The sequence below is a fragment of the Sphingomonas sp. NPDC079357 genome (assembly GCF_044901155.1).
Lineage (GTDB): Bacteria > Pseudomonadota > Alphaproteobacteria > Sphingomonadales > Sphingomonadaceae > Sphingomonas.
Genome location: NZ_JBJDOM010000003.1, coordinates 1 through 23,363, shown reverse-complemented (window position 1 = coordinate 23,363; position 23,363 = coordinate 1). Strand labels below are relative to the sequence as shown.

21 protein-coding genes, 1 tRNA gene and 1 rRNA gene are annotated in these 23,363 nt (G+C 67.0%); 8 read left to right on the top strand and 15 right to left on the bottom strand.

Annotated features, from left to right (window positions below):
* Positions 1-173 precede the first annotated feature (173 nt).
* The 6 genes from ACI2JO_RS11800 to ACI2JO_RS11775 form a co-directional block, all read right to left on the bottom strand.
* The gene (locus ACI2JO_RS11800) at positions 174-1,961 is read right to left on the bottom strand and encodes a methyl-accepting chemotaxis protein (protein ID WP_404720895.1); all 1,788 of its coding nucleotides are present in this window, start codon (positions 1,959-1,961) and stop codon (positions 174-176) included.
* A gap of 164 nt (positions 1,962-2,125) precedes the next feature.
* The gene (locus tag ACI2JO_RS11795) at positions 2,126-4,039 is read right to left on the bottom strand and encodes a methyl-accepting chemotaxis protein (RefSeq protein ID WP_404720894.1); all 1,914 of its coding nucleotides are present in this window, start codon (positions 4,037-4,039) and stop codon (positions 2,126-2,128) included.
* Positions 4,040-4,073: 34 nt separating this feature from the next.
* On the bottom strand, positions 4,074-4,589 hold the full coding sequence (locus ACI2JO_RS11790; RefSeq protein ID WP_404720893.1) for a chemotaxis protein CheW: 516 nt from the start codon (positions 4,587-4,589) through the stop codon (positions 4,074-4,076).
* Complete coding sequence (locus tag ACI2JO_RS11785) at positions 4,576-6,546, bottom strand: chemotaxis protein CheA (RefSeq protein WP_404720892.1); 1,971 nt, start codon at positions 6,544-6,546, stop codon at positions 4,576-4,578. Before ACI2JO_RS11785 ends, ACI2JO_RS11790 begins: the two co-directional genes overlap by 14 nt.
* Positions 6,543-6,911 carry a response regulator gene (locus ACI2JO_RS11780; RefSeq protein WP_404720891.1) on the bottom strand — a complete coding sequence of 123 codons (369 nt, stop codon included), beginning with the start codon at positions 6,909-6,911 and terminating at the stop codon, positions 6,543-6,545. Before ACI2JO_RS11780 ends, ACI2JO_RS11785 begins: the two co-directional genes overlap by 4 nt.
* Complete coding sequence (locus ACI2JO_RS11775) at positions 6,908-7,435, bottom strand: STAS domain-containing protein (protein WP_404720890.1); 528 nt, start codon at positions 7,433-7,435, stop codon at positions 6,908-6,910. Before ACI2JO_RS11775 ends, ACI2JO_RS11780 begins: the two co-directional genes overlap by 4 nt.
* Positions 7,436-7,589: 154 nt before the next feature.
* On the opposite strand from ACI2JO_RS11775, the gene ACI2JO_RS11770 reads away from it, so the two are divergent.
* Positions 7,590-8,036 (top strand): MBL fold metallo-hydrolase, encoded by a 447-nt coding sequence (locus tag ACI2JO_RS11770; protein WP_404720889.1) that lies wholly within the window; start codon positions 7,590-7,592, stop codon positions 8,034-8,036.
* 418 nt (positions 8,037-8,454) lie between these two features.
* Here ACI2JO_RS11770 and ACI2JO_RS11765 read toward each other — a convergent pair whose 3' ends face one another.
* Positions 8,455-9,300, bottom strand: coding sequence for an endonuclease/exonuclease/phosphatase family protein (locus ACI2JO_RS11765; RefSeq protein WP_404720888.1), 846 nt, complete (start codon positions 9,298-9,300; stop codon positions 8,455-8,457).
* Between the two features lie 173 nt (positions 9,301-9,473).
* Between ACI2JO_RS11765 and cysD the strand changes: the two genes are divergently transcribed.
* Genes cysD through ACI2JO_RS11750 form a run of 3 tightly spaced genes read left to right on the top strand, consistent with a single transcriptional unit; the run spans position 9,474 to position 13,041 of the window.
* Entirely contained in the window at positions 9,474-10,394 is a 921-nt protein-coding gene (gene cysD, locus ACI2JO_RS11760; protein WP_404720887.1) for a sulfate adenylyltransferase subunit CysD, read from the top strand.
* On the top strand, positions 10,394-12,304 hold the full coding sequence (cysN, locus tag ACI2JO_RS11755; protein ID WP_404720886.1) for a sulfate adenylyltransferase subunit CysN: 1,911 nt from the start codon (positions 10,394-10,396) through the stop codon (positions 12,302-12,304). Before cysD ends, cysN begins: the two co-directional genes overlap by 1 nt.
* Positions 12,301-13,041: a 3'(2'),5'-bisphosphate nucleotidase CysQ gene (locus ACI2JO_RS11750; RefSeq protein WP_404720885.1), complete on the top strand. Its 741-nt coding sequence runs from the start codon at positions 12,301-12,303 to the stop codon at positions 13,039-13,041. The genes cysN and ACI2JO_RS11750 overlap by 4 nt, the downstream gene beginning before the upstream one ends.
* Before the next feature lie 194 nt (positions 13,042-13,235).
* Here ACI2JO_RS11750 and ACI2JO_RS11745 read toward each other — a convergent pair whose 3' ends face one another.
* The 4 genes from ACI2JO_RS11745 to ACI2JO_RS11730 all read right to left on the bottom strand — a co-directional run bounded on the left by ACI2JO_RS11745 (position 13,236) and on the right by ACI2JO_RS11730 (position 16,519).
* Entirely contained in the window at positions 13,236-13,964 is a 729-nt protein-coding gene (locus ACI2JO_RS11745) for a CPBP family intramembrane glutamic endopeptidase (RefSeq protein WP_404720884.1), read from the bottom strand.
* The gene (glpX, locus tag ACI2JO_RS11740) at positions 13,961-14,926 is read right to left on the bottom strand and encodes a class II fructose-bisphosphatase (RefSeq protein WP_404720883.1); all 966 of its coding nucleotides are present in this window, start codon (positions 14,924-14,926) and stop codon (positions 13,961-13,963) included. Before glpX ends, ACI2JO_RS11745 begins: the two co-directional genes overlap by 4 nt.
* 103 nt (positions 14,927-15,029) lie before the next feature.
* A complete protein-coding gene (gene dapD, locus ACI2JO_RS11735) occupies positions 15,030-15,857 on the bottom strand; it encodes a 2,3,4,5-tetrahydropyridine-2,6-dicarboxylate N-succinyltransferase (protein WP_404720882.1) in 828 nt (275 codons plus the stop codon).
* Positions 15,854-16,519 carry a pyrimidine 5'-nucleotidase gene (locus ACI2JO_RS11730; protein WP_404720881.1) on the bottom strand — a complete coding sequence of 222 codons (666 nt, stop codon included), beginning with the start codon at positions 16,517-16,519 and terminating at the stop codon, positions 15,854-15,856. Before ACI2JO_RS11730 ends, dapD begins: the two co-directional genes overlap by 4 nt.
* A 235-nt stretch (positions 16,520-16,754) precedes the next feature.
* Between ACI2JO_RS11730 and ACI2JO_RS11725 the strand changes: the two genes are divergently transcribed.
* The 3 genes from ACI2JO_RS11725 (at position 16,755) to ACI2JO_RS11715 (ending at position 19,503) form a co-directional block, all read left to right on the top strand.
* Positions 16,755-17,753, top strand: a complete 999-nt coding sequence (locus ACI2JO_RS11725; RefSeq protein WP_404720880.1) for an LLM class flavin-dependent oxidoreductase — start codon at positions 16,755-16,757, stop codon at positions 17,751-17,753.
* 209 nt (positions 17,754-17,962) lie between these two features.
* Positions 17,963-18,439, top strand: coding sequence for a 5-(carboxyamino)imidazole ribonucleotide mutase (gene purE / locus ACI2JO_RS11720; RefSeq protein ID WP_404720879.1), 477 nt, complete (start codon positions 17,963-17,965; stop codon positions 18,437-18,439).
* Positions 18,436-19,503 carry a 5-(carboxyamino)imidazole ribonucleotide synthase gene (locus ACI2JO_RS11715; RefSeq protein ID WP_404720878.1) on the top strand — a complete coding sequence of 356 codons (1,068 nt, stop codon included), beginning with the start codon at positions 18,436-18,438 and terminating at the stop codon, positions 19,501-19,503. The genes purE and ACI2JO_RS11715 overlap by 4 nt, the downstream gene beginning before the upstream one ends.
* Positions 19,504-19,555: 52 nt before the next feature.
* Here the strand turns inward: ACI2JO_RS11715 and ACI2JO_RS11710 are convergent, their stop codons facing one another.
* Both ACI2JO_RS11710 and ACI2JO_RS11705 read right to left on the bottom strand, forming a co-directional pair.
* The gene (locus ACI2JO_RS11710) at positions 19,556-19,774 is read right to left on the bottom strand and encodes a hypothetical protein (protein ID WP_404720877.1); all 219 of its coding nucleotides are present in this window, start codon (positions 19,772-19,774) and stop codon (positions 19,556-19,558) included.
* 57 nt (positions 19,775-19,831) lie between these two features.
* Positions 19,832-20,293, bottom strand: coding sequence for a DUF3833 family protein (locus tag ACI2JO_RS11705; RefSeq protein WP_404720876.1), 462 nt, complete (start codon positions 20,291-20,293; stop codon positions 19,832-19,834).
* Positions 20,294-20,403: 110 nt separating this feature from the next.
* On the opposite strand from ACI2JO_RS11705, the gene ACI2JO_RS11700 reads away from it, so the two are divergent.
* Complete coding sequence (locus tag ACI2JO_RS11700) at positions 20,404-22,662, top strand: TonB-dependent siderophore receptor (protein WP_404720875.1); 2,259 nt, start codon at positions 20,404-20,406, stop codon at positions 22,660-22,662.
* Between the two features lie 262 nt (positions 22,663-22,924).
* Here ACI2JO_RS11700 and ACI2JO_RS11695 read toward each other — a convergent pair.
* Together ACI2JO_RS11695 and rrf are read right to left on the bottom strand one after the other, a co-directional pair.
* Positions 22,925-23,001 (bottom strand) — tRNA-Met (locus ACI2JO_RS11695).
* Between the two features lie 50 nt (positions 23,002-23,051).
* Positions 23,052-23,166 (bottom strand): 5S ribosomal RNA (rrf, locus tag ACI2JO_RS11690).
* Between the last annotated feature and the right edge of the window lie 197 nt (positions 23,167-23,363).

Genomic DNA, 23,363 nt, shown 5'->3' with positions numbered 1-23,363 from the left:
CTGACATCCGAGTGCGTGCGACGCGACTGCCGCTGCTGTTTACCTTCTTCGATTAACCGAACAGGGATGAAGGAAAGGTTCAGGCGCAGCGCGGAACGGTTGCAGGTCAGTGGGATATCGTCTCACCCGCAACCTCCGCCATGGCGGGGCGACCATGCCGCCCCGCCACCAGCTCACGCCGCGCGCCCGAAGTCGGCGTCCTCGCCGTCCGGGCCGCCGGTGCTCAGGTCGAGTGCGAAGCCACGCACGCGCGCCTGCTGATCGGCGACCGATGCACCGCGCGCCACCGGTTTGGCCTTCCTGGCCGGCGCCGGTGCCGTGCTGCGCACGACGCTGCGCGCGGGCTTGCGGCCATCGTCGACGCGGAAGAAGGCGATGCTTTCCTGAAGTTCCTCGGCCTGGCTGGCGAGTTCCTCGGAGGTCGACGAAATCTGCTCGGAAGCCGACGCATTCTGCTGCGTGACCTTGTCGAGCTGCTGGATCGCCTCGTTGATCTGGCTGGCGCCGATGTCCTGCTCGCGGCACGCGGCGCTGATCTCCGCGACCAGCTCGGCGGTACGGCGGATGTCGGGCACCAGCCTGGTCAGCATCTCGCCGGCCTGCGCCGCCGCCGTCACCGTTTCCGACGACATGCCGCTGATCTCGCCCGCCGCGGTCTGGCTGCGTTCGGCCAGCTTGCGGACCTCGGCGGCGACCACGGCGAAGCCGCGGCCATGCTCGCCCGCGCGCGCCGCCTCGACCGCCGCGTTCAGCGCCAGCAGGTCGGTCTGGCGGGCGATCTCCTGCACGATCCCGATCCGCTCGGCGATCGTGCGCATCGCCGTCACCGCCTTCTCGACCGCCTGCCCGCTCAGCTCGGCATCCTGCGACGACTGGCGCGCGATCTTCTCGGTCTGCGTCGCATTGTCGGCGTTCTGTTTGATGTTGGCCGCCATCTGCTCCATCGACGCCGAGGCCTCTTCAGCCGCCGCCGCCTGTTCGGTCGCGCCCTGGCTCACCTGCTCCGACGACGACGACAGCTGCTGGCTCCCCGACGCGACATTCTGCGCCGCAATCGTGGAATCGCCGACGACGATGCGGAGACGGTTGACCATCATCACCAATGCCTGGCCCAGCTTGTCCTTGTCCGACAGCGGCTGATGATCGACGGTCAGGTCCCCGCCGGCGATCGCGTCGGCGAGGGCCGCGCTCTTGCGAAGGTTCGCAGTCATTCGGTTGACGGTATCAACCAGATCCTTGATCTCGTCGTTGGTGGTGACGGTCACTTCCTGGTCGAGGTCGCCGATCGACACCGCCTCGACCGCCACGCCGATCCGCTTCAGCCCGCGCGACACCACCAGCGAAATCCAGGTCGCGCCCGCGATCGCAATCAGGAAAGCGATCACGCCGACTGCCATCATCACCGTGCGGCTGGTGGCGTACAGCTCGTTGGTCGACTCGTCGGCCTCCTTCATCTTGCTGCGCTGAAATTCGCTGAGTTTGCTGATGTCGGCCGCGAAGCGCTTCATGATCGGCGCTTGTCCCTCGTTGGACAATTTGGCGGCTTCATCGTTGCGATTGGCGTAACCGAGGTCGCGCACACGATCGAAGACCGGCTTCAGCTCCGTCCAGTCGCGACGCAGCCCCTCCCACAACGGGCGCCCGTCCTTGCTGGCGAGTCCGACGCCCTGATCGATCAGGCGGTCCATATCGGCCTCGCCGGTGACGACCTTGTCGTAGTAGATCTTCATGGTAGCGGCATCGGTGTTGAGCGCCAGTGACTGCTGATCGGCGAGCGCTTGGCTCTGCACCGTATCGATCGACTGCGCGATCGACAGCCGGCGCGCCGGCCCGGCGATCACGTCGGAGATCGCATCGTTGAGGGTGCTCATCTTCGATACACCGACGCCAATAACGACGGCTAGCAGGAGCACCAACACCGCGAAGGTAGCCCCCAGCTTCATCTTGATCGTAGCGCGCATCGAATTCTCCAAGGCATGGGACACGCATCGCCCCTACGATCGAGGGAGCCGACGCGCGGTGGGTGCCGGTTCGTCGCCGCAGCGGCGATCGAACCGGCGATCAGCTACTCAGCCGCAGGACGCCGCGGCATGGGTGACGGAGCCGGTAAAGCTCCGCCGGTACATCAGGCCGCCTGCCCGAAATCCTCGTCCTCGCCATCCGGCCCGCCGGTGGTCAGGTCGAGTGCAAAGCCGCGAGCCCGCGCCTGCTGATCGGCGACGCTCGCACCGTTGCGTATCGGTGCCTTGACCTTTCGAACGGGCTTGGCCGAGGTGCGCACGGGCCGGCGGACGCTGGCGGCCGGATGCGGCTCGCCGGTGCGGAAGAAGGCGATGTTCTGTTCCAGTTCGTCGGCTTGCCCCGCCAGTTCCTCGGAGGTCGAGGAAATCTGCGACGAAGCCGACGCATTCTGCTGCGTGACCTTGTCGAGCTGCTGGATCGCCTCGTTGATCTGGCTGGCCCCGATGTCCTGCTCGCGGCACGCCGCGCTGATCTCCGCGACCAGCTCGGCGGTACGGCGGATGTCGGGCACCAGCCTGGTCAGCATCTCGCCGGCCTGCGCCGCCGCCGTCACCGTTTCCGACGACATGCCGCTGATCTCGCCCGCCGCGGTCTGGCTGCGTTCGGCCAGCTTGCGCACTTCGGCGGCGACCACCGCGAAGCCGCGGCCATGCTCGCCCGCGCGCGCCGCCTCGACCGCTGCGTTCAACGCCAGCAGGTCGGTCTGGCGCGCAATCTCCTGCACGATCCCGATCCGCTCGGCGATGGTGCGCATCGCCGTCACCGCCTTCGCGACCGCCTGCCCGCTCTGTTCGGCATCCTGCGACGACTGGCGCGCGATCTTCTCGGTCTGCGCGGCATTGTCGGCGTTCTGTTTGATGTTTGCCGCCATCTGCTCCATCGACGCCGAGGCCTCCTCGGCTGCCGCCGCCTGCTCGGTCGCGCCTTCGCTGACCTGCTCGGCAGTGCTCGACAATTGCTGGCTGCCTGCGGCCACCTGTGCCGAAGCGGCGCCGACTTCGCCCGCGAATTTCGACAGATTGTCGACCAGCGTGTTGATCGCGGCCTTCATCCGCTCGTGATCGCCGTCGCACGCGATCTCAACACGCTGCGTCAAGTCGCCGCCGCTGACCAGCGCCAGCACGCGATTGCCCTCGGCGATCGGCAGCAGGATCGCATCGAGCATCCCGTTGACCCCGCCGACCAGCTTGCCGAAGTCACCCGGGAAGCGCGCCGTGTCGCCGCGCTCGCTGAGCTGCCCGGCGGTCGAGGCGTCGATCAGGCGACGGATCTCGCCGATGATCTCGCGGAAATTGCCGCGCAATTCCTCGATCGTGTCGTTGATGAACGCCTTCTTGCCCGGAAAACGCTCCAGCGGCGCGTCGAAATTACCCTCGCCGAACTGCTTGATGCAGGCCATCGCCTGCTTCTTGACCGCGATATGGCCGCTGACCATGTCGTTGATGCCCTGCGCCATCACCGCGAAGTCGCCCTGGAAGCGGGCGACGGGGACGAACACGTCGATGTCGCCACGGTCGTGTTCCGCGGACATGGTGTTCATCTCGGTGATGAGGCCCTTCAGATTGGCGCGTAGCCCCTCGACGGTGTCGTTGATGAAGGCCTTCTTGCCGGGAAATGTTTCCAGCGGAGCATCGAAGCGACCTTCGCCGAGCGCCTTGACGCAGGCCATCGCCTTCTTCTTGACCGCGATGTGGCTGCCGACCAGCGCGTTGATGCCCGCCGCCGCCTGCGCCATGTCGCCCCGGAACGCCGGCACGGGAACGACCGCATCAATGTCGCCCGCGTCATGCTCGGCGGACACCTGCTCGATCGCGTGGCGCAGCCGCACCGCGGGGGTCAGCGCCTCGTCGAGCAGGTCGTTGACCGCCAGCAACAGCTCGCGCGCCTCGCCGCTCGCCTCGTCGAGCGCGGCGCGACGTGACAGATCGCCCTCGCCCAGCGCGCGGGTAAGCTGCCTGACCTGGGCCAGAGCGTATTCGGGACGAGCGGTTTTCTTGAACGCAGGGAGCAACGACATGGCGGATCCTCGGAAAAGCTAATGCAGCATCGGGTCAGGCGCGCGGCGACAGCACGGCCGCGAAAATGGCGGTGAGATCGGGCAGGATGATGAGATCGTCGCGCCAGCGAACCAGCCGGCGGATGTACTCGCGCTGCCAGCGCATGCCGACCGCAGGGGCCTCCTCGCTGGCATCCGCGGAGAGCGTCGCGACCTCGCGGACGTGATCGGTACGCAGCCCGACCAACGTCGCCTCGCCGTCGATCGGCAGTTCGATGACGACGATCCGGCTGTCAGGCGTCGTCTCGGCCGCCTCCATCGCGAAGGCGAGGCGCAGGTCGGCGACCGGCACGATCCGCCCGCGGAAGTTGACGACGTGGCGCACCAGCGCCGGCGCACCCGGCACCAGTGTTTCGGGCAGCAGGTCGAGGATCTCGCGTACCATCGTCGCTTCGAGCGCGAGCGTCTCGCCGCCGACGTCGAAGGTCAGGACTTCCAGCTCGCCGCGCTCGTTCCAGGCGGTGCCCGGCGTGGCCATGGCGGCGTCGGCGCGTTGCTTAGCTTGCGGCACGAAGCGTCTCCTCACGGGGTTGCGCCATCGCGACCAGCTGCGCGACGTCGAGGATCAGCGCGACATTGCCGTCGCCCAGGATCGTGGCGCCGGAGAAGCTGCCGACGCCACGATGGAAGGGCGACAGCGACTTGATGACGGTCTGATGGTTGCCGATGATCTGGTCGACCACCAGCCCGACGCGCTCGCGCCCGGTGGCGACCACCACGATCTTCTGGTGCGGATCGGGGCGGGACCCGGTGGCGAACAGGTCACGCAGCCGCACGAACGGAACCAGCCGTTCGCGCAGCGTGATCAGGCTGCGTCCGCGCGAACGCAGATCGTCCTCCAGCGACAGTTCGAGACATTCCTCGACCGCCGACAGCGGGAGCACGTAGCGGCTCTCGCCGACGCGCACCAACAGCCCCTCGATGATCGCGAGTGTCAGCGGGATACGCAGCGTGATCGTCGAGCCCTTGCCCGCCTCGCTCGTCACGCTGATCGAACCGCGCAGGCTTTCGATCGTGCGCTTGACCACATCCATCCCGACGCCGCGTCCGGACAGGTTGGTCACCTGTGCCGCGGTCGAGAAGCCCGGGTGGAAGATCAGCCCGAACAATTCCTCGTCAGCGAGTTGCTGGCCCGGCTCGATCAGCCCGTTGGCCTCGCCCTTGGCGCGGACCCGCTCGCGGTCGATCCCGCGCCCGTCGTCGACGATCGTGATCAGCACCTCGCCACCCGCCTGATGCGCGCTGAGCCGGACCAGCCCGGTTTCGGACTTGCCCGCCGCGATGCGGTCGGCCGGCGATTCGAGACCGTGATCGCACGAGTTGCGGATGATGTGGACCAGCGGATCGAACAGCCGCTCGATCACCGTCTTGTCGACTTCGGTCGTCTCACCGGAGGTCTGCAGCTCGATCGCTTTGCCGGTCTCGCGCGCCAGATCGTGGATCAGGCGACGGAAGCGCCCGAACAGCGATGATACCGGCACCATGCGCAACACCATCATCGTGTCGCGCAACTCGCCGGCCAGCCGCTCGATATCCTCGGTGACCGAGCGCAGCAGCAGGTCGTGGCGATTGTTCGCGAGCTGCGACAGTCGGCTCTGCGCGATCACCAATTCGCCGACGCGATCCATCAGCGCGTCGAGCCGATCGGCCGGAACGCGGACGTTCTCGACCGCGGGCTGCGCGGCGGCAGGCGGGCCGCCCGTGGCGGTCGGGGCGCTCGCCTCGACCGGAGCGGCAGCGGCGATCGCCTCCACCACGACGACCGGCTCGGCCGATGCCTCGTCACCCAGTGGCGCGATCTCCAGCGTCATGTCATCCATGACGAAGATGAACACGTCCTCGATCGCCTCGCGGGAGATGTCGCCGCGCAGGACGACGTCCCAGCCGAGATGACATTCGTTGGGGACCAGCTCGCCCAGCGGCGGCAGCGTGTCGGTGCGCACGCGCACTTCCGCCTCACCCAGATCGCGCAGCTCGTCGAGCAACATCAAGGGGTTGGTGCCGTTGGCCATCGCATCGGCCGGCAGGCGGAAGAACATCCTCCAGCCCTGCGCCCCTGCCGGGGCCGACGCGCTCGCCGGCATGGCCATGCCGCCGCCGCGTGCCGCCTCGACCGCCGCGGCCAGCCGCGCGAGGATCGCATCACCCTCGGCCTGCGGCGCATCGCCCTCAACCAGCGCGGCCATATGGTCACGCGCCGACAGGATCACCGACACCAGTTCGGCGGTGGCGGGCACCTCACCCTTGCGGACGCGGTCGAACGCGCTTTCGCAATGATGCGTGAACGCCGCCAGCGCGTCGAAGCCGAACATCGCGCCCGAGCCCTTGAGCGTGTGCAGCCCGCGGAACACCGCATTGACCAGCGCCATGTCGTCCAGCCGGTGCCCGAGATCGAGCAATCCCTGTTCGACCTGCTCCAGCAGCTCGCCCGCCTCCACCCGGAAGGTGGCTGTTGGGTCCTCGCTCACTTGCCAAGCACTTTCTGCGCGACACGGATCAACTGGTCGGGCTGGAACGGCTTGACCAGCCAGCCGGTCGCGCCCGCCGCCTTGGCCTGTGCCTTCATGTCGGCGTCCGACTCGGTCGACAGGAAGATGATCGGCACGCCCGCCTGCGCCGGCTGCTGACGCAGCGCGCGGATCATCTCCAGCCCGTCCATGTTGGGCATGTTGAGATCGGTAACGATCAGGTCGAACCGCGTGCCGGTCGCCTTGGCGAGGCCGTCGACGCCATCGACCGCCTCGGTCACGGCATAACCGGCGCCGGTCAGCGCGATCCGGATCGCCATCCGCAGGCTGGCGCTGTCGTCAACGGTAAGGATCGAAGCGGTCATTGCGCGGAGTCTCCGTGAAACCAGAAAAGCGCGTCATCGTCGGACGCGGATGTGAAACCGGCCCGCGCCAGCAGCGCGCGGAACGGCGCGCCGACCGGGGCGGCCAGCGCGAAATCATGACCGTCGTCGTGCGCCGTGCGTCGCGCCGACTCGACCAGCTGCACCACGCTGAGATCGGGCGCGGCGACCGCCGTCAGGTCGAGCCGGACGGCATCGCCGCCCGCAAACGCCTGCAACAGATCGTCGGCCAGCAACCCGATCGACGGGAGGCACAGGTCGCCGGCCGCGACCACATGGGTGATCGACATGAACTTGGTGCTCCTTGACTGGACACCTGGCCTGCGCGGACAGGTCGTGGCGCCAACGCTCGATACGCTGTGGATCGCGCCGTCTCGCGTGCCGATACCGAGATCGACGAGCGGGCCGGCGTCCTCCCCTGAGATCCTGTTGCTACCGCGCAGGAGTAAAATGACGATTAATCCGCTCCTGGACGGGTCCAGATGGCCCTCAAGGTTGATCGACATAATGTCAGACACTTGACCCTTGCCGTACCGTTGCGGGCGGAGGTGCCCCGATGAAATTATTCATCTGAACTGCGGAACCGACTGTCCGCTGGGCGGCGCACTGTTCGACGGGCGTAGCCCGGGGCCACTGGATCGAATCGTCTGTCACTGCCCATTGATCGAAACCAACGCGCACGGGCTGGTGCTGGTCGACACCGGGTACGGCCTGAGCGACGTGGCACACCCGCATCGCCATCCCGATCCGCGCATCACGTTGCCGTGGCGGATGATGCTCAACATCCGCCTCCACGGACGCGAGACGGCGATCCGCCAGATCGAGGCGCTCGGCTATCATGCCGGCGACGTCCGGCACATCATCGCAACCCACCTCGACTTCGATCATGCCGGCGGGCTGGAGGATTTCCGAACGCCACGGTTCATGTCATGCAACGCGAATAAGATGATGCCACCGGCGCGCGTGCCGGCGTGGTCGCCCGCAATCGCTGGCGGCCGGCACAGCTCGACGCGGTGCAGCGCTGGCAGCGTTATGGCACGCGCGGCGAGCATTGGTTCGGCTTCGAGGCGGTGCGTGATCTGGAGGGCTTACCGCCCGAGATCCTGATGGTGCCGCTGCCCGGCCACACCTGGGGTCATGCCGGGAGGCGGTGCGGCATGACGAGGGGCATTGGCTGCTCCATGCCGGCGACGCCTATCTCTATCGGGGCGAGATGCGACAGGCGCGGCGGCGCTGCACGCCTGGCCTGCGCGCCTATCAGCGGCTGATGGAGGTCGATGCGACTGCGCGGCTCGACAACCAGCAGCGGCTGCGCGCGTTGTCGATCAAGCGTCGCGACACGGTGACCCTTTACCTGCACCCACGATCCGGTCGAGCTGGAGCGCTTGCAGGCGGGGATGCCGCTGTAGGCGCGACGCCGATACTTCGTCGCCCGGAACTTGATCCGGGGTCCCGCTTCTTCTTGCGGGCGGCCAAGGAAGCGGGGTCCCCGGTCAAGTCCGGGATGACGGAAATGAGGCGGACGTCATTCCGCCTTCAGATCGGCGACGATGGGGAAATGATCGGACGGATAGCGCGCCCCCTCATGGGTCGTCAGCACCTTCGCCGTGACCGGACGGAAGCCCTTCACGAGCACATAGTCGATCCACTTGCCCGCTTCGGGCGTGCCGGTGAAGTCGTGGAACGTACCGCTCGGCGCGTCGGGGGTGCGCGCGAGGCGCGAGGCGTCGGTGAGGAACGCGGTCAGCCGGCGAACCGCCGCGCTGTCCGGTGTGGTGTTCAGATCGCCGGTCAGCACGATCGGCAACCCCAGCGCGATTGCCGGCAGCCGCCCGGCGATCAACGCAGCGGAGCGGTTGCGCGCTTCCTCGTCCTCCGCGCCACGGTGCGGGAAGTGCGTGTCGGCCATCAGGAAGCGACGCTTCGTCCTGCCGATCGTCTCGAACACGCCCCACGTCACCATACGCGGCAGGCTGGCACCCCAGCTCATCTTGCCCGGCGTCTCCGGAGTCTCGGACAGCCAGAAGTCGCCGCTGCGGACCAGCTTCAGCCGGTCGGTGCGGTAGAAGATGCCCATATGCTCGCCGTTGTGCCCACCGTCGCGGTCGCGCCCGAACCAGCGGTAGCGTGGCAGTGCGCGGACGATGTCGTCGCCCTGCGTCTTGAGCAGTTCCTGCGTCCCGATCACGTCGGGATCGGCCGCGCGCACCGTCTGCATGAACAGATCGCGCCGGGCGGGCCACACGTTGGGACCGTCGCAATCGCAGGCGAAGCGGACGTTGAAGGTCATGACGCGCACGTCCTGCGCGCAAGCGTTGCCCCCGGTCATCACGGCCGCCACTGCGACTGCCGCCATCATCAAACGCTTCATCTGCAACCCTTTCCTTCTTTCCGTTCGGCTAGCCGAGCAGCGCCGTCATTGCGACCAAGAAGCTGCAATTGCGCCGCCGCAACCAATTCCACGCCCCGCTGCCGCGCATTTCCGCGCAAGGGATGACAGACGCATGACGACCGGACACGCGCGTCCGGCGCAGAGGGAAGCGAATGTCACGGTTGCTCGATCACCAACGGCTCACCCATTTGCAACGGCTTGAGGCCGAGGCGATCCACATCATGCGCGAGGTGGTGGCCGAGGCCGACAATCCCGTGATGCTCTATTCGGTCGGCAAGGATAGCGCGGTGATGCTGCATCTCGCGCGCAAGGCGTTCTTTCCGAGCCCTCCGCCCTTCCCGCTGCTGCACGTCGACACGACGTGGAAGTTCCGCGAGATGTACGCGCTGCGCGACCGGATGGCAGCGGAGAGCGGGATGACGCTGCTGGTCCACCAGAACCCCGAGGCGATCGAGCGGGGGATCAATCCGTTCGACCACGGCGCGCTCCACACCGACATGTGGAAGACCGAGGGGCTGAAGCAGGCGCTCGACCACTACGGCTTCGACGCCGCGTTCGGCGGCGCGCGCCGCGACGAGGAGAAGAGTCGCGCCAAGGAGCGGATCTTCAGCTTCCGCACCGCCACGCACGGCTGGGACCCGAAGAACCAGCGCCCGGAGCTATGGAACCTCTACAACGCGCGCAAGAACAAGGGCGAGAGCATCCGCGTCTTCCCGATCTCGAACTGGACCGAGCTGGACATCTGGCAATATATCCATCTGAACGACGTGCCGATCGTCCCGCTCTACTTCGCGGCGGAGCGCCCGACCGTCGTGCGCGACGGGATGCTGCTGATGGTCGATGACGATCGCTTCCGGCTGCTGCCCGGCGAGGAGCCGGTGCTGCGCTCGATCCGTTTTCGCACGCTCGGCTGCTATCCGCTGACCGGCGCCGTCGAGAGCCGCGCGACGACGCTGCCGCAAGTGATCCAGGAGACGTTGCTCACCACCACCAGCGAGCGGCAGGGACGCGCGATCGACAAGGATGCCGGCGGCGCGGGGATGGAAGTGAAGAAGCAGCAGGGGTATTTTTGATGAGCACCGCACCTGCTTATGTCGTGGATGACCTGATCGCGCGCGACATCGACGCGTATCTCGACAGTCATCAGCACAAGACGATGCTGCGCTTCATCACCTGCGGCTCGGTCGATGACGGCAAGTCGACGCTGATCGGGCGACTGCTCTACGATTCGAAGATGATCTTCGAGGACCAGCTCGCCGCGCTCGAAAGCGACTCGCGCAAACAGGGCACGCAGGGGCAGGAGATCGACTTCGCGTTGCTGGTCGACGGGCTCGCCGCCGAGCGCGAGCAGGGGATCACGATCGACGTCGCCTATCGCTTCTTCAACACCGAAAAGCGCAAGTTCATCGTCGCCGACTGCCCCGGCCACGAACAATATACCCGCAACATGGTGACGGGCGCGTCCACCGCCGATCTCGCGGTGATCCTGATCGACGCGCGCAAGGGCGTGCTGACGCAGACGCGGCGGCACAGCTATCTCTGCCACCTGATCGGCATCCGCAACATCGTGCTCGCGGTCAACAAGATGGATCTGGTCGGCTACGATCAGGCAACGTTCGACGCGATCGTCGCGGACTATGCCGCCTTCGCGCAGTCGATCGGGATCAAGGGCTTCACCGCGCTGCCGATTTCCGGGTTCAAGGGCGACAATATCACCGCGCGCTCCGCGAACACGCCATGGTATCACGGGCCGACGCTGGTCGAGCATCTGGAGACGGTCGAGGTGCTCGCCTCGGTCGACGCCGACAAGCCGTTCCGGATGCCGGTGCAATGGGTCAACCGCCCGCATCTCGACTTCCGTGGCTTCTCCGGGCTGATCGCGACCGGGCGCGTCGCGGTCGGCGACAGGGTGCGCGTGCTGCCGTCGGGGAAGACCTCGTCGGTGACGCGGATCGTCACGCTCGACGGCGATCTGGAAGCGGCGGTCGCGGGACAGTCGGTGACGCTCTGCTTCGCCGACGAGATCGACTGTTCGCGCGGCGACGTGATCGCCGCCGCCGAGCAACCGCCCGAGGCCGCCGACCAGTTCGAGGCGACGCTCGTGTGGCTCGACGATGCGGCGCTGCGCGTCGGGCGCGGCTATTGGCTGAAGCTGGGTACGCAGACCGTCTCGGCGACCGTCCAGCAGCCCAAATACGTCGTCAACGTCAACACGCTCGAACAGCTCGCGGCCAAAACGCTCGACCTCAACGCCATCGGCGTCGCCGAGCTGACCACCGACCGCCAAGTCGTGTTCGAGCCCTATGCCGAGAATCGCACGCTCGGCGGGTTCATCCTGATCGACAAGCTGACCAACGCGACGGTCGCGGCGGGGATGCTGCATTTCAGCCTGCGCCGCGCACAGAACGTCCATTGGCAGGCGGTCGACGTTGGGCGCGAGGCGCATGCCGCGCTCAAGGAGCAGAAGCCGGCAGTGCTGTGGTTCACCGGGCTGTCGGGGTCGGGCAAGTCGACGATCGCCAATCTGGTCGAGAAGCGGCTCCACGCGCTCGGCCGCCACACCTTCCTGCTCGACGGCGACAATGTCCGCCACGGGCTCAACAAGGATCTCGGCTTCACCGAGGCCGACCGGATCGAGAACATTCGCCGCGTCGGCGAGGTCGCGAAGCTGATGACCGACGCCGGGCTGATCGTGCTGACCGCCTTTATCAGCCCGTTCCGCGCCGAGCGCGAAATGGTCCGCGCGATGCTGCCCGCCGGCGAGTTCGTCGAGGTGTTCGTCGACACGCCGTTCGAAGAGGCCGAGCGCCGCGACGTGAAGGGGCTCTACAAGAAGGCGCGCGCCGGACTGCTCAAGAACTTCACCGGCATCGACAGCCCCTATGAGCGGCCCGAGGCGGCCGAGGTGCGGATCGACACGACCGTTACCACCCCCGAACAGGCCGCCGAGCAGATCGTCGACCTGCTGCTGCGCCGCGCATGACCGAGGGAGAGAGCGACGCCGCGCTGGCCGCGCACCTCGCCGAGGTGGCGGGCGCGCTGCTGCTGACGGTACGCGACAGCGCGGCGCTGACCGAGAAGGCTCTGGCCAAGGCCGGGGACGCGATCGCCAACCGCTTTCTGGTCGAGGCGTTGCGCGCGCAGCGCGGCGGGGACGGGCTGTTGTCGGAGGAGGAGAAGGACTGCCCGATCCGGCTCGACCGCTCGCGGGTGTGGATCGTCGACCCGGTCGACGGCACGCGCGAATATGCCGAGCGCCGCGCCGACTGGGCGGTACATGTCGGGCTGGCGATCGACGGCGTGCCGACGACCGGCGCGGTGGCGTTGCCCGCCGCGGGGATCGTGCTGCGCAGCGATGCGCCGGTGGTGGTGCCGCCCGCCCCCAGGCGGCTGCGGATGGTGGTCAGCCGCTCGCGGCCAGCGCGCGAGGCGGTGGCGGTCGCCGACGCGCTGGGCGCGGAGCTGGTGCCGATGGGCAGCGCCGGCGCGAAGGCGATGAGCATCATCCTCGGCCAGTCGGACATCTATCTCCATTCGGGCGGGCAGTATGAGTGGGACAGCTGCGCCCCCGCCGCGGTCGCCCGCGCGCACGGCCTCCACGTCAGCCGCATCGATGGCTCGCCGCTGGTCTATAATTGTGCGGATACGTACATGCCGGACCTGCTGATCTGCCGGCCAGAGCATGTCGCACCGGTGCTGGCGGCGCTGGCGGAGGTGTAAGGCCTACACGGGAGGGCCTTGCGCACCGTCCGCCCTGAGCCTGTCGAAGGGCGTGTCCGCGGCACATGCTTCGACAGGCTCAGCACGAACGGTCTGCCTGTTGTCACTTAGGGATGAAGCCGACAAATATCCCTCGTCATTGCGAGGGTAACGACGCAATCCAGGGTCGGATCGGGACGCCTTGAATTGCTTCGCTACGCTCGCAATGACGGCTTGGCCAACTTCCCCGCCAAGACCGGCCGCAGCACCAGCCCGTTGAGGTCGATCGCGGCATGGACCAGCATCGCCGCCCACAACCGCCCGGACACCAGATAGACCAGCGCCAGCAACACCCCGGCGATCACCGTCGCGGTCACGCCGCGCCAGCCCTGATAGCGATGCGCATAGCCGAACGTTGCCGTCGCGCCCGCAAACCCGAGCAGCGCCGATCCGCTTACGATCGCGAGCAGCAGCGATAGCAGCAGCCGGAAGAACAACTCCTCGGTCACCCCGGCGACGACCGCAAGCAGCACGCCCCAGCCGAGTTCGGCGCGACGCATCGGCGTGACCGCGCGCAGGTCGCCGAGCGTCACCCGCCGTCCCCGGCGCTCGAGGACGGCCGCGATCACGACCCCGCCCAACGCCCCCAGCGCCAGCGGCTGCCAACCCGGCTCGCCGATCCACGCCACCGCCAGCGCGCGCGCCGGCAGCAATTCGGGCGGAAAGTGCACCACCGCGTCAAGCCGACCCAGCACCGCCAGCAGCAGCATCGCGACCACGCCGAAATGCACCACAGCGCGCAACGCCAGCCGCCCGAACCAGCGATGCCGCACCGCCCCCGGCGCGACGGCGGGCGGCCGCGGCCAATAGCCGAAGCGCGCGCCGTGCAGCAGCAGCGCGAGACTGGCCAGCGCGATCGCCAGCGCCGCGCCGGCGGCGATCACTGCCCGAGGCGGTGCTCGCCCTTCACCCAGCGTACCGTGCCCGACGAGGCGCGCATGACGACGCTTTCGGTGGTCATCTTGCCGCCGACGCGCCGCACGCCTTCCAGCAGCGAGCCATCGGTGACGCCGGTCGCAGCGAAGATGCAATCGCCCTTTGCCAGATCCTTGAGGTCATACTGGCGGTCGAGATCCTCGATCCCCCATTTGCGCGCCCGGCCGCGCTCGTCGTCGTTGCGGAACAGCAGCCGGCCCTTGAACTGCCCGCCGACGCAACGCAGCGCGGCGCAGGCCAGCACGCCCTCCGGCGCGCCGCCCGAGCCCATATAGACGTCGATCGTCGTGTCGGGATCGCTGGTCGCGATCACCCCGGCGACATCGCCGTCACCGATCAGCACCACGCCGCAGCCGATCCCGCGCAGCTCGGCGATCAGCGCCTCGTGGCGCGGACGGTCGAGCACGCAGGCGATGATGTCCTTGGGTGCGACGCCCTTGGCCGCTGCGATCGCCTCGACATTCTCGGTCGGGGTGCGATCGAGGTCGATGACGCCGGCGGGCAGCCCCGGCCCGACCGCGAGCTTGTCCATGTAAACGTCGGGCGCGTTGAGCAGCCCGCCCTTTTCAGCGATCGCCAGCACCGCGAGGCTGTTCGGCCCCGACTTGGCGCAGATCGTGGTGCCCTCGAGCGGGTCGAGCGCGATGTCGATCGCCGGCCCCTGCCCGCTGCCGACCTTCTCACCGATGAACAGCATCGGCGCCTCGTCGCGCTCACCCTCGCCGATCACCACCGTGCCGTCGATATCGAGCTCGTTGAGCGCGGCGCGCATCGCCTCGACCGCCGCGGCGTCGGCGGCCTTCTCGTCACCGCGCCCGGTCAGCGTCGAGGCGGCGATCGCCGCCGCCTCGGTGACGCGCACCATCTCCAGCACGAGCACGCGGTCGAGAACCTTGCTGGCAGTCGGCATGGGGTGTCCTTTTCCTCTGATCCCCACCCGGATAGGCGCGCCACATGACCGTGTCGAGGCATTTTGTTTTACATGTTATACGCACCGCGACGATGCGCCACGCTCAGTCGCGCAGCAGGTCGTTGATGCTGGTCTTGCTGCGGGTCTGCGCATCGACGCGCTTGACGATGACCGCACAATAGAGCGCCGGCTTTCCATTCCCGCCGCCGATCGAGCCGGGGACGACCACTGCATAGGGGGGCACTTCGCCGCGGAACGTCTCGCCGGTTTCACGGTCGATGATCTTGGTCGAGGCCCCCAGATAGACGCCCATCGACAGCACCGCGCCGTCGCCGACGCGCACGCCCTCCGCGACCTCGGCGCGCGCGCCGATGAACGCGCCGTCGCCGATGATGACCGGATCGGCCTGCAACGGCTCGAGCACGCCGCCGATCCCGGCACCGCCCGAGAGATGAACGTTCCTGCCGATCTGCGCGCAGCTGCCCACCGTCGCCCAGGTGTCGACCATCGTGCCCTCGCCGACATAGGCGCCGATGTTGACGAAGCTCGGCATCAGGATCGCGCCCTTGCCGACGAACGCGCCGCGCCGCACGACGCTGCCCGGCACCGCGCGGAAGCCGGCAGTGCGGAACTCGGCCTCGCTCCAGCCCGAGAACTTGCTCGGCACCTTGTCGAACCAATGGCCTGCGCCCGGGCCGTTGTCGATCAACGCATTGTCGTTGAGACGGAAGCTGAGCAGCACCGCTTTCTTGAGCCACTGATTGACGCGCCAGCCGCCACTGCCGTCGGGCTCCGCGACGCGCGCCTGCCCGGCGTCGAGCAGCGCCAGCGCGCGGTCGACCGCGACGCGCACCTCGCCCCCGGTGGTCAGCCCCAGCTCGGCGCGGTTCTCCCACGCGGCGTCGATCGTGGCGGAAAGCTCGGCGGTCATTGGTCCTCCAAAACAGACTGGACCCACGCGGTGACGTCGGTCACGCGGTGGTCGACATAGGATCGGTCGGCGTCGTGGTCCTGCTCGGAGCCGTTGTCCACCCAGATGGTGGTCATCCCGATCGCCTTCGCGGGTTTGAGGTTGCGCGCCATATCCTCGACGAACAGCGCGCGGGTCGGGTCGATGTCGAACGCGGCGCACAGCCCGGCATAGGCGCTGGCGGCGGGCTTGGGCGTCAGGTCCATCGCGACGATGTCGTGGACCGCCTCGAAACTCTGCCCCAGTCCGAGCCGCTCCAGCACCTTGAGCGCATAGGGACGGTCGCCATTGGTGAAGACCAGCTTGCGCCCCGGCAGCCGCGCCAGCGCCGCGGCGAGCGGGGCATTATGTTCCAGCGCATCCATCTCGATGTCGTGGACATAGGCGAGGAAGGCGTGCGGATCGACCTCGTGATCCGCCATCAGCCCGGCGAGCGTGGTGCCGTGGCCGAGGAAATATTCCTTCTGGATACGCCGCGCCTCGATGGGGTTGACGTTCAGGAAGTCGGCGATGAACGCGGTCATCCGGCGATCGATATGCGCGAACAGGTCGGCACGCGCCGGATAGAGCGTGTTGTCGAGGTCGAAGATCCACGTGTCGACGTGCGCGAAGGCCGGGTGCATGGCGCCGCGCTGTAGTGGGTTTGGCAGCGGGCGTCATCCCCGTGCGGCCGCCCTTCCCGCGCGCCGCTTCGTCATTCCCGCGCAGGCGGGAGCCCCGAAGCTCGGACGGTGCGGCCTTTGCGAAGAATTGCACGTCTGAATTTCCGCCGGCGAGGGGATGACGAAAACCTCTGCTATCCCGCTACCAACCGTAACTCCGCTGGCAGTCCCGCATCGCGCTCCCCACTTAAGATCGATGACCCGTTACTCCCTTCTCGACCTCGTTCCCGTCACCGAAGGCGGCTCGGTCGCGCAATCGCTGTTTAACGCCGCGGACCTCGCGCAACATGCCGAGCAGCTCGGCTTCAACCGCTATTGGGTCGCCGAGCATCACGGCATGACCGGAATCGCCTCGGCGGCGACCGCAGTGGTGATCGCGCATGTCGGGCAGGCAACCAGCCGCATCCGCATCGGAGCGGGTGGCATCATGCTGCCCAATTCGGCGCCGCTGCAGATCGCCGAACAGTTCGGCACGCTCGACGCCTTGTTCCCAGGCCGGATCGACCTCGGGCTCGGGCGCGCGCCCGGCTCCGACCAGCGCGTCGCGCACGCGCTGCGCCGCAACCTTTCCAGCGACGCCAATGAATTTCCGCGCGATGTCGTAGAGTTGCAGAGCTATTTCGCCGACGACGGGCGAACCGGCATCACCGCGACGCCGGGTGCGGGCGCGAAGCCGGAAATGTGGATCCTCGGCTCCAGCCTGTTCGGCGCGCAGCTCGCCGCAATGCTGGGGCTGCCTTACGCGTTCGCCTCGCATTTCGCGCCCGACGCGCTCGATCAGGCGCTCGACATTTACCGGCGCGATTTTCGCCCGTCGGCGGCGCTCGCCAAGCCTTACGCGATGGCCGGGTTCAACGTCTTCGCCGCCGACACGCACGAGGAAGCCGAACTGCTCGCCAGCTCGCAGCAGCAGCAGTTCGTCGCGCTCCGCACCGGCAATCCGGGGCGGATGAAGCCGCCGGTGCCCGGCTATCGCGCCTCGCTGCCGCCGCAGCACGCCGCGATCCTCGACCACGCGCTGTCGGCGAGCGCGATCGGCACCCGCGACGAGGTCGCGCGCGGGATCGCCGCCTTCGTCGCGCGAACCGGGGTGGACGAGCTCATGCTGACCAGCGCGGTCTACGACCATCAGGCACGTCGCCGTTCGATCGCGCTGGCGGCGGAGGCGATGCAGGAATTGCCGCTCGCGGCCTGAGCCGTCGCCGGCGAGAGGGAGGCGAGCGCGCCAAACACCCCCCGTCGCCCCTGCCTTCGCAGGGGCGACGACGGATGGACGTTGCCGAATGCTCCAATGAGGCAGCGGCGATGACGACTGGCCTGCGGCGTTTTCCTTTGTCGCGCAGAGCCGACGGTATGTGAACTTTGCCGATTGCCCTCCCCGCCCCGCCCCGCTAACCGCACGCGATGGCGCACGTCGGCATCATCATGGGCTCCACCTCGGACTGGGAAACGATGCGTCATGCGAGCGAGTCGCTCGACGCGCTCGGCGTGACATACGAGGCGAAGGTCGTCTCTGCGCATCGCACCCCGCAGCGGCTGTACGACTACGCGACCGGCGCGGCCGGGCGCGGGCTGAAGGTTATCATCGCCGGGGCGGGCGGCGCGGCGCATCTGCCCGGCATGGCGGCGTCGATGACGCATCTGCCGGTGCTGGGCGTGCCGGTCGAATCCAAGGCGTTGAAGGGCATGGATAGCCTGCTGTCGATCGTCCAGATGCCCGGCGGCATTCCGGTCGGCACTCTCGCGATCGGCAAGGCCGGCGCGATCAACGCCGCGCTGCTCGCCGCCTCGATCCTCGCTCTGTCCGATGACGCGTTGTCGCAGCGGCTGCAGGCGTGGCGCGCGAAGCAGACCGATGGCGTCGCGGTCGATCCGGCATGACGGTGATCGCTCCCGGCAGCACGATCGGCATCCTTGGCGGCGGGCAACTCGGCCGCATGATCGCCAGCGCGGCAGCCGATCTCGGCTATCGCACCCACGTCCTCGCCCCCGATCGCGAGAGCGTCGCGGCGCAGACGGCCTCGTCGCTGACGCGCGCCGATTATCACAACAAGGTCGTGCTCGCCGACTTCGCGGCGCAATGCGATGTCGTCACCTATGAGTTCGAGAATATCGCGGTCGGGCCGGTCGAATGGCTCGCCGAACGCGTCCCGGTCTATCCCGGCCCGCGCAGTCTTGCGGTGGCGCAGGACCGTGTGCGCGAGAAGCAGTTCGTCGAGCAGGTCGGCGGGCGTCCCGCACGCTGGCGGTCAGTGTCGTCCCGCGAGGAACTGGACGCCGCGATCGCGGCGATCGGCTGCCCGGCGGTGCTGAAGACGACGCGCTTCGGGTATGATGGCAAGGGCCAGACGCGCCTACAGTCGCCCGCCGATGCCGATGCGGCGTGGGAAGCGATCGGCGGCCCCGCGATCCTCGAGGCGTTCGTTGGATTCACGCATGAATTCTCCATTGTGCTGGTGCGCGGCCGCGACGGCACGATCACCAGCTACCCGCCGCCGTGGAACGAGCATCGCGACGGTATCCTGCATCGCTCGACGCTCCCTGCCCCCGCCGCGATTGCCGCGCAATGGACCGAGGCGGCCGCGCTGACCGGGCGGATCGCCGATGCGCTCGACCATGTCGGCGTGCTGACCTGCGAATTTTTCGCGAGCGCCGAGGGTCCGGTGTTCAACGAAATGGCGCCGCGCGTCCACAATTCCGGGCATTGGACGATCGAGGGCGCGGCAACCTCGCAATTCGCCAACCATGTCCGCGCGATCTGCGGCCTGCCGCTCGGCGACACGGCGTTGGTCGCGCAGGGTGCGGAGATGGAAAATCTAATCGGCGCCGATTGGGAGCGCTGGCCGGATTACGTCGCCGCCCGCGACACCTATCTGCACCTCTACGGCAAGCGCGAGACACGCGATGGTCGCAAGATGGGGCATGTCACACGGTTGACGCGCTGACCCGATTGTCGCTTCGTTATTGCGGGTAGAGCCAAAGCAAGGGCGTCGCACTTCACCCCCGCCGTGCACCCGAAATCATCTTGCGCGCGATGCGACGGACGCCCTCGTCGTCTTTGCTCGCATCGGTGGCGGGATCGCCGAGATGGTCGAGGCTCGCCTCCAGATAGTCCAGCACGCCCGGATGCTTACCCTCGACATATTCGATTAGCTTGAACAGTAGATGCTCGGTCGCGATCTCGCGCTGGCGGGTCTGCACGTTGAGGTCGGTCATCGCTTGCTCCGGGAGTGATCGTCACGCAAACCGCCGCCACGTTGTTGGCGTTCCGCGTCAATCGACCTTGACGATCCGTTCGGTCAGCACCGCGACCCTGATCCCGAAGCGCCGGGCCTCCAGTCGGTTCGCGAGCGTGCGTCCGTCGGGCTGAAGCGTCAATGTCTGCCGGATGCGGAATCCGCCATCGCTGGTGAACGACAATCGCAAGGTGGTGCCGCTGACCTCCCCAATGACGGGCCCGCGCGCATCGCTCAGCGTGCCCGCATAATGACCCGACGTTGTTTCGCGGAGCAACCAGCGCCGCGCACGTGGCGGCCCGCCCCCGTCCGTGACCATCTGATCGAGCACCAGGGTGCCGTCGGCGCGCATCTTGCCTGTGCCACGGACCGTGACCGGCTTCGCTTTGCGCAGGATCACCTTCAATCGCGCAGTGCCGCGCGTCTGACCGGTGAAGAAGCGCAAGGGATCGAAGGCGGGTTCGACCGGTGCGGCGGCAAGCGCGAGCGAGATCAACATGGCGGATCAACGCGCAACCTCGCAAAGCGCCCCTTGTAACAATTTATGCAATTGATAGTGACTATCATAAACGACTTACGTAGAGCGACCACGGAGATCGGGGAAGCGCAATGAGATTATGGGTCTTTATGTTGTCGGCCGGAGTGTTCGGTTTCACCGCCGATGCTGCTCTTGGCCGCACGGCAGAGGTGGGGGCACGTGACACCGCCGAGCAGCAGGAAGGTGAGGTCGTCGTCGTCGGCAAGAGCTACGGACGCGAGGTCGGCAAGACCCTCACGCCGCTCAAGGACACGCCCAACACGGTCACCGTCATCGATCGCGATCAGATCGAGGCGCAGAACCTGTTCACACTTGAGGACGCGCTGACTGCTACCAACGGCATCACGGTCAGCGGCATCGGCAGCGAGGATCCGTCGTTCAATGCACGTGGCTTCCCGATCAGCAACTATCTGGTCGACGGCGTCCCCACGCAGTCGTTCGGCTTCCCCGGAGTCGTGCCAGACCTGTTCTTTTACGACCGGCTCGAGGTGCTGCGCGGTCCGGCCGGGCTCTTCACTGGTGCGGGGAACCCGGCGGGGAGCATCAACCTGGTCCGCAAGCGCCCCTTGGAGGCAACCCGCGTCCAGGCTTCGGCGGGCTATGGCAGCTACGACAACATCCGGCTCGAAATCGACGTCGCAACACGGGTGAGCAACACGATCGGGGTGCGCGCCGGCGCGATGGCGCAGGATCAGGACCAGTTCTTCGATACGGCGCATCGCCGTCGCTGGGGAGCGTTCGCGGTCGGCGATATCGCGATCGGTGAGCGCACCACGCTGACCGGCGGGGTCTATTACGACCGCTTTCAGCCGGCGGTGCAAACCGGGCTGCCCGGCTATGTCGGCGGCGCGGACGGCAGCGAGGGCCGGTTGCTCGATGTCCGCCGCTCGACCTATCTCGGGGCCGACTGGAACCGGTTCAACTCGGAGACATCGACTGGCTTCGTCGAATTGGCCCACCGCGTGAATGATCGCTGGACGCTGCGCGCGACCGGGATGGTCGCCAACATCGATCGGGTCGACAAATACAGTTACATCGGCAACGCCGCGATAACCCCGCAGAATAACGGGCTGACCAACCATATCGCATTCCTGGGCGACAACCGACAGCGCACGCGCTCGTTCGACATCAACGGCGTCGGCAGCTTTCCCGCCTTCGGACGAGAACAGACCTTGATCCTTGGCATGGATTATCAGGCACAGGACTATACATCGCACAATGCGCGGCTGAGCAATTACGCCAAGATCAACGTCTTCGATCCTATCTATCCAAGCGAACCGCCCATGGATCCGCGCGTCGCGCTGCCGCTTTATCCGGTGCAGGGTACGGCCGGCCCGTGCCCGGTTGCGTCGGCGACATGCATCGCACAGGTGTCGGCGGCCACGCGCACCACCGTCGAGCAATATGGCCTGTATGGGCAGATGCGGCTGTCGCCGCTTGCGCATCTGACCCTTGTCGGCGGCGGTCGCGCGACCTGGTGGTCGAACCATGTGGATACGCTCAATCCGCTCAACGACGCCGTTACCGGTCGATCGCGTTACGGCTATGACGGTCGCTTCACCCCTTATGGGGCGGTGCTGTTCGACGCGACGCCGAGCCTAAACTTTTATGTCAGCTATGCCGACAGCTTCACCCCGCAGGCCCAGCCCGCCGGGCGTGCTCGCCCCGACGGTCGACCGATCGAGCCTTTGATCGGGAGTCAGCTGGAGGTGGGCAGCAAGCTGTCGCTGATGAACCAGCGTCTTCTGCTATCGGTCGCGGGGTACCAAATCACGCAGGACAACCGGCTGGTCAATCCGCCCGAGCTGCCCGATGTGGTGCTGCAAGCCGGGCGCGTTCGCGCGCGCGGTGTGGAGGTGGAGGCGACCGGGCAAATCGTTCCGGGCTGGCGCATCAACGGCGGCTACACATACACGCACACCGAATATCTGGCGGGTAGCGAACCACAATTCGAGGGTATCGCGCTGATGCCGATCATCCCGGAGCATATGGTCAAAGTCTTCAGCAATTACGCGCCGACCGCCGGCTCATTGGCGGGGGTGAGCGTTGGAGGCGGGCTGACATGGTTTTCATCGACTTATGGCGGCAGCCCGGCGCTCTATAACGGGAGTGGCACGTTGCGCGCCCGCTCGACGATCGTGCGACAGGGCGGCTATGCGGTGATCGACCTGCGAGCGGGATATAGGCTAAGCGACCAATGGTCACTGTCGGTCAACGTCAACAACTTGCTCGACCGAAGGTACTATGCGCGCCTTTCCAGCACCGGACGGGGGAACTTTTACGGCCTTCCACGCACGGTATTCGGAACGATCCGCTACACGTTCCAGTAAGCCGCGACGGAGCGACGTGTGAGCGTCGCTCGTCTGCGACGCGCGGACGATCGGCGCAGAATAGGCAGTCAGGCCGAGCGGCGATTGCCAGACGAATGGACCTGCCGTTGGGGCTTTACCGCTGAGCTGTTCTGGCGGGTGGTTTGCGCACTGCCCTTTTGCGCGGCGAGGCGGAAGTGGTTGCGCGAATTGAGGATCTGGCGGCGTGGGCCAGAAACGACAACGCCGCCCCGAAGGGCGGCGTATCGAGTTCTATTATGGATGGTTGCGGGGACAGGATTTGAACCTGTGACCTTCAGGTTATGAGCCTGACGAGCTACCGGGCTGCTCCACCCCGCGCCGAGGTGTTGTTGTTTGTGGATGGGTTCTTGTGATGTGCGAGCTGCAATGCCTGGCGGCGACCTACTCTTCCATCGCTTGAGCGATAGTACCATTGGCGCAGAGGGGTTTCACGTCCGAGTTCGGGATGGGATCGGGTGGTTCACCGACGCTATGGCCACCAGGCAATGGAGCCTGCACATATGTCTCCCCGTGTGCCGGTGACGGCTGGGGGAGACGGGTTCAAATCGATGCACTGTTATGTCTGGATGAGGGTCAATCACCCGGTTTCCAACGCTGTTGTTGGGGGTGTGTGCTCTCAAGCGCGAATAGGACGATTAGTATCGGTTAGCTTCACGCGTTACCGCGCTTCCACATCCGAT